Here is an 11,637-nt window from a genome sequence, read left to right on the forward strand (position 1 = left end):
CACGTTCAATATAAAAAAGAAATTTGTTAGGATGCTGTGCTTGGATTGTTACAAAAACGAAGCGGTGGGTTGAAGGGATCTCATCAGGTGTGTACTCACGCGCACCCCACGAAAACCGCACTTCCCTCGTCGGCTCGTCATTTATGGCGGCCGAATCAGGGTTCATTGGCACGTACTACAGGAAATTAACCAGAGGTAATCGATGATTAATCCACCTGCCAGTGAAAAAGACAGAATCAATCCTGTGGTGTTTTACACCTCCGCCGGACTGATTCTGACATTTTCACTTGTCACGATTTTTTACAGCGAACTCGCTGCCAGCTGGCTTCTGACCGCCGTTAATTGGGTCACGTCCACGTTTGGCTGGTACTACATGCTCGCTGCCACGCTGTACATCGTGTTCGTCATCTATATGGCGTGTTCGCGCTATGGCGCTATCAAGCTTGGGCCGGAGCAATCTAAACCCGAGTTCAGTTTACTGAGCTGGTCGGCGATGCTGTTTGCCGCCGGTATCGGTATTGACCTGATGTTCTTCTCGGTTGCCGAACCGGTAACGCAATATATGCAGCCGCCAGAAGGTGCAGGGCAGACCATGGAAGCCGCGCGTCAGGCGATGGTGTGGACGCTGTTCCACTATGGCGTCACCGGCTGGTCGATGTACGCCTTGATGGGCATCGCGCTCGGCTATTTCAGCTATCGCTACAACCTGCCGCTCACTATCCGTTCAGCGCTTTATCCAATTTTTGGCAAACGCATTAATGGCCCGATTGGTCACACGGTGGATATCGCTGCGGTGATCGGCACCATTTTTGGTATCGCCACTACCCTGGGAATTGGGGTGGTGCAGCTGAACTACGGCCTCAACGTGCTGTTCGATGTGCCGGAAGGTTTCACGGCACAGGCCGCGCTGATCGTGCTTTCGGTGATCATCGCCACCATCTCAGTGACCTCCGGCGTAGATAAAGGCATCCGTATTCTCTCTGAATTGAATGTCGCGCTGGCGCTGGGCTTGATTCTGTTCGTGCTGTTTATGGGCAAAACCGATTTCCTGCTCAACGCGCTGGTGTTGAACGTCGGTGACTACGTCAATCGCTTTATGGGTATGACGCTGAATACCTTTGCCTTTGATCAGCCACGCGAGTGGATGAATAGCTGGACGCTGTTCTTCTGGGCGTGGTGGGTTGCCTGGTCGCCATTCGTTGGCTTGTTCCTTGCCCGTATCTCGCGCGGTCGTACTATTCGTGAGTTCGTGCTGGGTACGCTGATTATCCCGTTCACCTTTACGCTGCTGTGGTTGTCGGTGTTTGGTAACGCGGCGCTGTATGAAATTATTCATGGCGACGCCGGCTTTGCCCAGGAAGTGATGGCGCATGCTGAACGCGGCTTCTACAGCTTGCTGGCGCAGTATCCGGCGTTCAAGTTCAGTGCTTCGGTGGCCACCATCACCGGTATGCTGTTCTACGTGACGTCGGCGGATTCCGGTTCGCTGGTGTTGGGTAACTTCACCTCGAAGCTGAAAGACATCAACAGCGATGCACCGAACTGGCTGCGTATCTTCTGGTCGATTGCGATTGGTGTGCTGACGATGGGTATGCTGATGACCAACGGTATTTCTGCCCTGCAGAACGCTACGGTGATCATGGGCTTACCGTTTAGCTTTGTGATCTTCTTTGTAATGGCCGGGCTGTATAAATCGCTGAAGGTCGAGGATCATCGCCGTGCCAGCGCCAGCCGCGACACCGCGCCGTACATTCCGGCCAGTAACGATCGCCTGAGCTGGAAGAAACGCCTGTCGCGCCTGATGAACTATCCGGGCACGCGCTATACGCAGAAGATGATGGAAGAGGTGCTGTTCCCGGCGATGCAGGATGTGGCGAAAGAGCTGGAGCTGCGCGGTGGACGTATCTCGCTGGAGCGTGCCGAGCCAGAAGAGGGGCAGCCGCTGGGCCACCTCGATCTGCGCGTGTTGCTGGGTGATGAGCAGGATTTCGTTTATCAAATCTGGCCGCAGCAATATTCGGTTCCGGGCTTTACCTATCGCGCACGCAGCGGTAAGTCGACTTATTACCGTCTGGAAACCTTCCTGCTGGAAGGCAGCCAGGGCAACGATTTGATGGATTACAACAAAGAGCAGGTGATTATCGATATTCTCGATCAGTACGAGCGTCACCTGAACTTTATCCATCTGCATCGTGAAGCGCCGGGCAGCAATATGACGTTCCCGGACGTGTGATTTGTTGCGCGCCATAAATGGCGACCCTTCAAAACCCTGCACGGTTGATCGCCCTTTATGACGACCAACCGTGCACATTTCCAAATAACAGCTAAGCTTTCAGGCTGATTAAACGGGGGGATGAAATGAAATTAGGCTTTGCTTGTAAGTATCTGGATCAACAGGCTAAACAGCCGTATCCCTTCAAAAGTACCACCCGCACGCGCTTTCTCGGCCTTGACGATGATTCACGCATCACACTGTTGAACCAGCTGGCGCAAAACAATCTGCATAATATCCTTCTCACGCTCGAACAGCTTGCCACTCAGCCGGACGCGCTGCGCATGATGCGCATCGGCAGCGATCTGTTGCCGCTGTATACCGTGCCTGAAGCGATGCAGCTATACGGCGAATTATTGCCCGATCTCACACCGTTATTACGTCGCTGTGGTGAGCTGGCGCGTGCCAATAATATCCGCCTGTCATTCCATCCCGGCCAATATACGGTGCTGGCCTCCGATAATGATGGCGTGGTCGATCGCGCAATTGAAGACGTGGAGTATCACACCACCTGCGCGGTGTTAATGGGTTATGGCCGCCAGTTTCAGGATTTCAAAATCAACATCCATATGAACGGTAAAAAGGGCTATGAGGGATTTCGCGCCGCGTTTCTGCGGCTGAGTCCTGAAGCGCGCAATATGCTGACGGTGGAGAATGATGAAATATCCTGTTCGCTGGACGATGTGTTGCAGGCGCGTGAGCTGTGTCCAGTGGTACTGGATATTCACCATCATTGGGTGAAAGAGAATAACTATATTCAGGCTGACGATGCGCGCATCGCGCTGATTAAAGAGTCGTGGCGTGGTGTGCGGCCCGTTTTGCACTATTCAATTGCGCAGGAAGGTCTGATTCCCGATCACGGTTTCCCGGATCAGCAGGATTTGGCGGTGTCGAAAAGCAAACTTCGCGCCCATGCCGATTATTACTTCAATCAAAGCTTAAATGATTGGGCGCTGTCGTTTAACGCCTTCGATATTATGTGCGAAGTAAAGATGAAGAATTTAGCGCGCGACCGCCTTTATGATTATGCGATTGCGCGCCAGATAATTACGGCGCCGTAATCACAATCGCAACGCGGCGATTTTGCGCGCGGTCCTGCGCATTGTTGTTGCTGGCAATCGGTGCGCTCATGCCTAATCCGCGCGTAATAATATTTTCGCGCGGAATCGCGGCGCCTGTTGCCCATTGTGTTGCGACGGCGTTGGCTCTTTTCAATGACAGCTGCTGGTTGTAATCCGCTTTGCCGTAATTATCGGTATGTCCGTCGATACGCACATGGTGAATACCGGTCGCCGCCAGATTTTTCGCCATCGACTGAATATTCTCTTTACTGGCGGGAGTAAGTTGCGCTTCATTGACGCCAAACAGGATTTTGTCCGATAAGCCTAATCCCCAGCCTTCGCTATTTTGGCTGAATCCGGCATTACGCATCGCCGCAATCTGCTCGTCACTGAAACGTCCCTTTGTCTGGCAACCGACCAGCGCTAACACACACACCATCAGGAAAATTTTCATCTTCATATCCGCACCTTACTCATTCCCTTGTTTTTGTACATGTTCATATCTGCGCGTTCCAGAATCGACTCAACGGTATCACCGTGCTGCGACCAGGCGTAACCAATGGTCACCGAGGTAGAAATCGATGTGCCTTCCGCAATAATGATTTTCTGGCTGATCGACTCGCTAATATCCTGCATCAGCAACTGCAGTTGCGCGTCGCTGGCGCGGCTGCTTACCAACATGGCAAACTCATCGCCACCTAGACGGGCGACCAAATCCTGCTTATAAGCCAATGTTGAAAGGCGTGAACCAATGGCTTTCAGCACCTCATCACCGGCCGCATGGCCCCAATTATCGTTGATGCTTTTAAAGCGATCGCCATCAAGAAACAGTAAAACGAAGCGCTCTTTCGCCAATTGCTGATCGAGCAACTGTGTTAAGCGCGCCACAAAGGCGGCGCGGTTGGCGAGGCCGGTCAAAGGATCTTCCAGCGCTTTAGCCGCCAGCGTGCGGTTATCACGCATCAGAGAAGCCTGCAGCGTCTGCATCTCTGTCAGCAACGAGTTGAGGTCATTCGAAAACAGCTGAAACTCGCGCGTCGGACTTTCTGGAATACGTAAGGAAAAATCACCGGAATGGATGACATAGTGAATCGAGCTGGTGATGTTGCGCAGCGAGGCGAGAATGCCGCGATGGAGGAATTCACTCAGCATGAAGGAGATGATTAATACGCACAGCATGCCGCTAGTCAGAATCATCAGCGAATAACGAATAAAATCCGCCGCGCCGGTCACCGTACCTTCCAACGTCAGCGTACCGACGTTGGTTTCAGAGTGGATAATATTGACGCTAAACGGTTTGAGATAAATCCACTCACGTAATAAACGCGGATACCAGCCGGTTTGTTCCTGTTGATCATGCCAGTCCACTAAAACGGTTTGATCGTCAGTCACTAATTTCGCCGAATCGAACATGCCTTCATTGCCGAGTCGCGCGATTTTATTATGCGCGTCGTAACTGTCTTCAAAAACCGTGGCGGCGGTCAGCGTGGTGCTGAGCGTGGCGGCAATTAATTCGAGGTTTCTTTTCTCGTAGCTTTTAATAAACAGCAGGGAAGTCGAGGAGAGCAACAGCCAGCACAGCAGTAAAATTACCGCCGAGTTAATGGTGCTGATCTTACGCAACTTGTTGCGAATCGATGATTTATCATTAATTGAATTTTCTAATTTCATCTTATTTGCTTCCATTGCGGGACAGCAACAACACGTCCGGACTTACCTTGACGCCGCTCCTGGCAAGCGAATCAAGGTTGACTGAGAACAGCGTGTGATCTGATTTAAAGATCAGGCAGAAGGCGGCGCCGATGGTACATTCCGCATTGTTCTCAGCCAGGGTCAATACCGCTTTACCCTTGAAACGTTCAAACAGTTCAACCTGTTGTTGCGGAGTCTGATCGCCAAAATAGACCGCATCGCAATGCTGCGTCGCCAGTTCGCTCTCGCTGGAGAGATAAACCACGCTAAACGGTACAGATGAAGGCACTTTGTTTTGTGGCAGCGAAAGATGCTGTGCAGAAGAAAATATGCAAAGCTGCGGCGCTCCGGTTAATCCCGGCCAATGGGTAAAACTAATAATGCCGCTGACAATGCGATTGGCTTTATCGTCTTTTATTTCAGCAATAGCTGAGCGAGAAATAAACAGCAGCAGAAAAAGGGCAGTAATGACGATTTTGCAGATGTGGAGCAGGGAAAGCAGCACGTCGGCTTCCCGAAGAATGTGATGTTTACGTAACATACTGCGTTCCCGAAAGTTCTTCGCATTGTTCAGCGCGCAAATATTACCATCGCTGCGGTTAAAAAAGTACACATCTCCCCGGTAAGGTCGCCATTCATGGCGACCTTGCATGCATAAATGCACACCCTGAGAAAATCCCCGCGATATTTGTACCTGTCTCTGCGCGAAATTATTTTATGGATAAGAAGCCAAAAAGGACGTATTTGGCCAAAGTGTGATCCAACACACATTTATTGTCCTGATAACTGATGTGCGTTAAAGCGGCTCAAAACGCTGATGATGGGTAAATTAGCGACAAAACCGCATCTTTCCCTTGTGCTTCCATTAGCAGAGCTTACACATTCCCATCGCAGGCAAATCGCGCCATGAACATGATTTTCGATTGCGAAACAATTCGACATATTTATCGAGGTGAGGCTTTTTCACATTCTGGCAGGATACGCAACATTCAGTACATCCTGGTCACCGTGTCATGCAGTGGTTGTCAAAAAACGCCGTTTTTTTTGCTGTAAAAACCTGTCTGGCCGCCTTTCTGGCACTCTATTTCGCACTCGAATTGAACCTGGATAAACCGGCCTGGGCGGTGACCACGGTTTTGCTTGCGTCGCAGCTCTATTCCGCCTCAACCATTTCAAAATCGGTGTTCCGCCTGCTGGGCACCTTATTAGGTGGCGTATTCGTTTTCTTTATTTTTCCGCCAACCGTGCAGCATCCGCTGCTGTTCTGTTTCTGCATTTCGCTGTGGGTCAGCGTTTGCCTTTATCTGTCGCTGCACGACCGCACGCCGAAAAGTTACGTGTTTATGCTGGCCGGTTACAGCGCGGCGATCATGGGTTTTCCGGAAGTCACCACGCCGCTGTCAATCACCAGCACGGTGATTTCACGTATAGAAGAGATCACACTCGGCATCGTCTGTAGCAGTCTGGTGCATGCGCTGCTGTTTCCGGTATCAATGCGCAGCCTGCTGGAGCAGAGCGTCAGCCACTGGTATCTCAACGCGCGTAAACTGTGCGGCGATTTGCTTTCGGGTATTCCCAGCGACAGCTCGCCCGAGCGTGACGACATTCTGATTCGCATGGCGACCCATCCGCAGCAGGTGGAAGTGCTGATCACCCATTGCGTCTATGAAGGTGATGCCGCGCGGCGACTGATTCGGCTGGTGAGCGTGCAGTATCAACATCTCTCCTATCTGATCCCGACGTTAACGGCCATTGAGATGCGCCTGCAGCGGCTTTCAACACTGCAAGTCGCCTTCCCGGAAAACGTGGCGCAGACCTTTCAGCTGTTTCTGCTGTGGCTCAACGACGGTGAAGCGGTGGGGGAGACCGGCGGCATTCAACAGACGTTGAGCGCGTGTCAGGCTGAACTCAACCTCGCCTGGCAAAACGGCGAATTACCCACTGAAAACTGGCTGCTGTTTACCGGGTTAATGGAACGTCTGGCGGATTTTGTGCGTATTGCGGGTGCTTATCAAAGCGTCGGCGGATTGGTGAGCGATCTGTCGGGCGACACCACACTGGCGCGCGGTAAACGCACGCACCGCTTTTTCGATAAAGGGTTAATCCGGCTGTCAGCGTTAACCGCTTTTTGTGCCACCTTCGGTTCCTGCTTACTGTGGATGGGAACGGGCTGGCGTGATGGCGCATCGGCACCGGTGATGGCAGCGATTCTCTGCTCACTGCTCGCCAGTCAGGATACGCCGCTGACCTCGATGAAGCTGTTTGTGCGTGGCGTGATCGTGGCAATCATTATCAGCGTGATTTACGTGGCGCTTTTGATCCCGCAAGCGACCTCATTCGAAGCCCTGATGATTTGCCTTGCGCCCGGCCTGCTGCTGCTGGCACTGATGATCGCGCGTCCCACCACCAACATGATTGGCCTGAGCGTGGCGATTCAGATTCCGGGCTTTATTGGCCTCGGCCACCATTTAAAACCCGATCTGGTGCTGCTGATCAACAACGCGATTGCCACCATGGCGGGCGTAATGTTTGCAGTGATCATCACCGCCATCATGCGCAACAAACGTCCCTCATGGACTGCGCGCCGCGCCGTGCGACAAGGTCTGCGCGAGCTGTTGCGCTTTATTAAAGAGACCGAGCGCAATGGTTCGTCACTGCTGGGACGTCAACGTTTTATCAGCCTGATGCTGGATAAAGTGAACGTGGTGCTGCCGCGTTTACGCCTCGATCCGCATCCCGATATGCGCTCGGCTGGCATGTTGCTCAAGGAAGTGTGGCTAGGCGTTAACAGCTTTGACTATTACGCGCGCCACAAAGAGTTGCTGCAGCAATATCAGCTGGATAGCGGACAGATGTTTCATGAGCTGGCGCTGTTTCTTAAGCGTCGCCTGAAATCGCTGCAAACGCCGCCGCATGCGGATTTGCAGGAGGAGCTGGATTTACTGCTATTGAAGCTGGAACAACTGGCGAAACACGATGAAAAGGTGCTGACGCCGCTGTTCCATCTGTTCAGTATTCGGCTCTATCTGTTCCCGCAACAAGCATGGCCGATCATTAAGTAGGGTCACCATTCATGGCATGAGTGCGCAGGCCGGGGGCACTTTTGGTCCGGCGGTCCTCGCGCCGCTTACGCGGTCCCTTCACTTCGCTCGTCTGCCTGACGGACCGGCGGAGACGGGACTTCCTTGTCCCGGCTCCGCCTTTCGCCCGCGTCCTGCGGGCTCTCCTGGCTTCCTCGCTTCGTTCAGCGCTGCGGATTGCCTGCCCAAACGTGTCCCCGGCCTGCTCATAAGCTTCAGTGCGCGTTATTGAAAAGGGCACATTTGCCAGAGGCGCTGGCGCGTCTGCTGCGGCAAAAGGGCCAATCGCAGCGCTGAGGCCTTTACGTCGGGCCAGGAGCCTCATGCATGGATGCATGAGGCAGTTCGGGGGCGGCCAGGACGGCCGATCCGCGAACGGTCCGTTGGCACGACATGGAAGCCGAAGGCACCGCGCTAGCGGCGCGAGGACGGCCCGTGACGCAGCAGATGTGTCAGAGCCCGCTACCTATTCAAAGCAAAATGCGTTCTTAACTGAAAAGCATTACGCCATTCATGGCGACCATCTATTTAAATCGCGTCCAGATTCCGCCCGTTGCTGGCGATCACTTGCTTGTACCACCAGAACGATTTTTTGCGGATGCGTTCAAGGCTGCCGTTGCCTTTATCATCACGATCGACATAAACAAATCCGTAGCGCTTACTCATCTCGCCGGTCGATGCCGCCACCAAATCGATGCAGCCCCAGGTGGTATAACCCATCAGCGGAATGCCATCGGCAATCGCTTCGCCCATCGCCTGAATGTGTTCCTTCAGGTAGCTGATGCGGTAATCGTCGTGAATCTCGCCGTCGGCGTTGATTTCATCGCGCGCGCCGAGGCCGTTTTCCACCAGGAACAGCGGCTTCTGGTAGCGGTCATACATCATGTTCATGGTGATGCGCAGGCCGAGCGGATCGATGCCCCAGCCCCAATCGCTGCGTTTGACATGCGGATTGGTCAGCGATTTCACCACGTTGGCGGCGCTGCTGTTTTGCTCGTTCATCTCTGCCGAGGCGCAGCGTGAGGCGTAATAGCTGAAGGAGACGAAATCGACGGTGTGACGCAGCGTGGCGGCATCTTCCGGTTCCATCGCAATCTCCACGCCTTTCTCGCGGAACACCCGCGCGGCATAGGAAGGGTAAGCGCCGCGCGCCTGCACATCGATAAAGAACAGGTTTTCGCGATCCTTCTCCAGCGCGGCCCACACGTCTTCCGGCTTGCACGACCACGGATAGAAGTTGCCGCCCGCCAGCATGCAGCCAACCTGGTTTTCCGGGTTAATTTCATGGGCGATTTTGGTCACCAGCGCGCTTGCCACCAATTCATGATGTGCCGCCTGATACTTCACCTGCTCCGGATTTTCGCCCGGTTCGAACACCAAACCTGCGCCAGAAAACGGGCTGTGCAGCAGGATATTGATCTCGTTAAAGGTTAGCCAATACTTCACCAGACCGTTAAATTCTTCAAAGCAGGTACGCGCGTAGCGGCTGAAAAATTCGATCATTTTACGATTGCGCCACGAACCGTATTCGTTCACCAGATGCATCGGCACATCGAAGTGGCACAGCGTCACCAGCGGCGTAATGCCATATTTCTGGCACTCTTCAAACAGGCTGCGGTAGAAGGCGATGCCTTCCGCGTTGGGCGTCAGCTCATCACCTTGCGGGTAAATACGGCTCCAGGCAATTGAGGTGCGGAACACGGTGAAGCCCATTTCCGCCATCAGCGCGATATCGTCTTTGTAGCGGCGGTAAAAGTCGATGGCGTCATGGCTTGGGTAATATTCATCGCTGCGCAGTGCGAAGCGCTTCTCCTGACCCAGCTTTACCGGCATGCGATGCGCGCCGTGCGGGATCATGTCCACCGTGGTTAAGCCTTTACCGCCCGCCAGATAGCTCCCCTCTGACTGATTGGCAGCTAACGCGCCGCCCCACAAAAATCCCTCTGGAAATGTCACTTCAGACATAAAAACCTCTTTTACACCTTGGATAAATTAACGTTGGCGGGTTTGACATCATCCGTCACCGGCTTTGGCTGTGCGGGCTCGGTAACCGGAATATCTTCAAAGCCGAGAATCAACGTCAGAATGAAGGAGAGCACCACCGACAGCACCATCACGCCGCCGACCCACACGATGCTCATCGGATTGGTGGGATCGAAAAACTGCACGCTGGTGAACAAGCCGGGCGAAGCCATCGAATGGCTGGCGAGTCCACCAATACCGGCTACCGCGCCGCAGATAAAGCCACTGATCAGGCTGGCGATCAGCGGTCGTTTCAACCTGACCGCCACACCATACAACGCCGGTTCAGAAATGCCCGCGACAATCGCCGATGCCGCCGCCGCAAACGCGGTTTGACGCAGTTCTGGGTTTTTGGTTTTGAACGCCACCGCCAGCGAAGAACCACCCAGCGACAGATTGGCGCCAATTTCCGACGGCATCACCATGCCTTCTTTGCCGGTTTCAGCAATGGTTTGAATGATGGTTGGCGTAAACACGCGATGCATACCGGTCATCACCAGCAGCGGCCACAGCGCGCCCATGATCGCCACCGACAACCAGCCAAGATAGCCGTGAATGGTGTAAACCAGCGCCGAAATACCGCTACCAATCCAGATGCCGAGTGGTCCGATCAGCACAATAGCGATCGGCGCAGCCACCAGCACAATCAGCATCGGCTTCAGGAAGTTCTTGGTAACCGCCGGCGTAATGCGGTCGATCCAGTATTCGATGTGCGACAGAATCCACGTCATCACCAACGCCGGAATCACCGTGTAGGTGTATTTCACCGCCGTCACCGGGATATAGGCGAATTCCACCGCCTGACCTTGCGCCGCTTTGGCCATCAAATCGACAAAGTTGGGATGCACCAGCACGCCCGCGATGGCAATCGCCAGCGACATGTTGGTTTTGAATTTCAGCGCAGCTGAAGCGGCCACCATAATCGGCAGGAAGAAGAACGCGCCGTCACCAATCACGTTGAGGATGATCAACGTCGAGGAGCCTTTCTCCAGCACGCCGCTCATCTCCAGCACCATCGCCAGCAGCTTCACCATCGAGCCACCAATGATCGCCGGAATCAGCGGCGACATGGTGCCCACCAGCGCATCCAGAATCCCGGCACCGATGCTACGCAGGGTGATTTTGCGTTTCACAGGCGCCGCGCCGTCGCTGTTCGGTGTGCCGAGCTTCAGGACTTCCTGATAGGCGAGGTTCACGTTGTTACCAATGATCACCTGACATTGCGTATCGGTATGCACGACGCCCATCACGCCGGGAATGGCTTTCAGCACGGCGTTATCAATGTGCGCGCTGTCTTTCACCACGAAGCGCAGGCGCGTCATGCAGTGCGTCACCGCTTCGATATTGTTCAGGCCGCCGAGCGCAGCCACGATGGCGCGCGAGACGTCCGCATAATTTTTAGCCATGGATTTTTGATCTCTGATTATTTGGTAGAGGTACAGCGGTTTTCTGGGTGATTTTTAATCATAAGAAACCGGTTTCACAAAATCATGAAGATGTGATGCAAGCC

General features: G+C 53.7%; 8 protein-coding genes. 3 read left to right on the forward strand and 5 right to left on the reverse strand.

Annotated elements, in window-relative coordinates; all coding sequences use genetic code 11:
• Window positions 1-202: 202 nt before the first annotated feature.
• Together PanJK_RS00225 and uvsE are read left to right on the forward strand one after the other, a co-directional pair.
• Window positions 203-2,233: a choline transporter gene (locus PanJK_RS00225; protein WP_256698648.1), complete on the forward strand. Its 2,031-nt coding sequence runs from the start codon at window positions 203-205 to the stop codon at window positions 2,231-2,233.
• Window positions 2,234-2,358: 125 nt separating this feature from the next.
• A complete protein-coding gene (gene uvsE, locus PanJK_RS00230) occupies window positions 2,359-3,333 on the forward strand; it encodes a UV DNA damage repair endonuclease UvsE (RefSeq protein ID WP_265296688.1) in 975 nt (324 codons plus the stop codon).
• On the opposite strand, the gene PanJK_RS00235 is transcribed toward uvsE, so the two are convergent.
• Genes PanJK_RS00235 through PanJK_RS00245 form a run of 3 tightly spaced genes read right to left on the reverse strand, consistent with a single transcriptional unit; the run spans window position 3,320 to window position 5,566 of the window.
• The gene (locus PanJK_RS00235) at window positions 3,320-3,793 is read right to left on the reverse strand and encodes an OmpA family protein (protein WP_256698650.1); all 474 of its coding nucleotides are present in this window, start codon (window positions 3,791-3,793) and stop codon (window positions 3,320-3,322) included. The genes uvsE and PanJK_RS00235 overlap by 14 nt on opposite strands.
• Complete coding sequence (locus PanJK_RS00240) at window positions 3,790-5,004, reverse strand: diguanylate cyclase domain-containing protein (RefSeq protein ID WP_256698651.1); 1,215 nt, start codon at window positions 5,002-5,004, stop codon at window positions 3,790-3,792. The genes PanJK_RS00235 and PanJK_RS00240 overlap by 4 nt, the downstream gene beginning before the upstream one ends.
• Window position 5,005: 1 nt before the next feature.
• A complete protein-coding gene (locus tag PanJK_RS00245; protein WP_265296690.1) occupies window positions 5,006-5,566 on the reverse strand; it encodes a YfiR family protein in 561 nt (186 codons plus the stop codon).
• 472 nt (window positions 5,567-6,038) lie between these two features.
• Between PanJK_RS00245 and PanJK_RS00250 the strand changes: the two genes are divergently transcribed.
• On the forward strand, window positions 6,039-8,087 hold the full coding sequence (locus PanJK_RS00250) for an FUSC family protein (protein WP_265296692.1): 2,049 nt from the start codon (window positions 6,039-6,041) through the stop codon (window positions 8,085-8,087).
• Between the two features lie 546 nt (window positions 8,088-8,633).
• On the opposite strand, the gene PanJK_RS00255 is transcribed toward PanJK_RS00250, so the two are convergent.
• Both PanJK_RS00255 and ascF read right to left on the reverse strand, forming a co-directional pair.
• Window positions 8,634-10,070 carry a 6-phospho-beta-glucosidase gene (locus PanJK_RS00255; RefSeq protein ID WP_265296694.1) on the reverse strand — a complete coding sequence of 479 codons (1,437 nt, stop codon included), beginning with the start codon at window positions 10,068-10,070 and terminating at the stop codon, window positions 8,634-8,636.
• Window positions 10,071-10,081: 11 nt separating this feature from the next.
• Window positions 10,082-11,533 carry a PTS cellobiose/arbutin/salicin transporter subunit IIBC gene (gene ascF / locus PanJK_RS00260; RefSeq protein WP_265296695.1) on the reverse strand — a complete coding sequence of 484 codons (1,452 nt, stop codon included), beginning with the start codon at window positions 11,531-11,533 and terminating at the stop codon, window positions 10,082-10,084.
• Between the last annotated feature and the right edge of the window lie 104 nt (window positions 11,534-11,637).

The sequence above is a fragment of the Pantoea sp. JK genome (assembly GCF_026130245.1).
GTDB lineage: Bacteria > Pseudomonadota > Gammaproteobacteria > Enterobacterales > Enterobacteriaceae > Pantoea > Pantoea trifolii.

Bases quoted from the DNA above. Each gene is read 5' to 3' on its own strand.
- PanJK_RS00225 (WP_256698648.1), top strand. From the start codon at position 203: ATGATTAATCCACCTGCCAGTGAAAAAGACAGAATCAATCCTGTGGTG.
- uvsE (WP_265296688.1), top strand. From the start codon at position 2,359: ATGAAATTAGGCTTTGCTTGTAAGTATCTGGATCAACAGGCTAAACAG.
- PanJK_RS00235 (WP_256698650.1), bottom strand. From the start codon at position 3,793: ATGAAGATGAAAATTTTCCTGATGGTGTGTGTGTTAGCGCTGGTCGGT.
- PanJK_RS00240 (WP_256698651.1), bottom strand. From the start codon at position 5,004: ATGAAATTAGAAAATTCAATTAATGATAAATCATCGATTCGCAACAAG.
- PanJK_RS00245 (WP_265296690.1), bottom strand. From the start codon at position 5,566: ATGTTACGTAAACATCACATTCTTCGGGAAGCCGACGTGCTGCTTTCC.
- PanJK_RS00250 (WP_265296692.1), top strand. From the start codon at position 6,039: ATGCAGTGGTTGTCAAAAAACGCCGTTTTTTTTGCTGTAAAAACCTGT.
- PanJK_RS00255 (WP_265296694.1), bottom strand. From the start codon at position 10,070: ATGTCTGAAGTGACATTTCCAGAGGGATTTTTGTGGGGCGGCGCGTTA.
- ascF (WP_265296695.1), bottom strand. From the start codon at position 11,533: ATGGCTAAAAATTATGCGGACGTCTCGCGCGCCATCGTGGCTGCGCTC.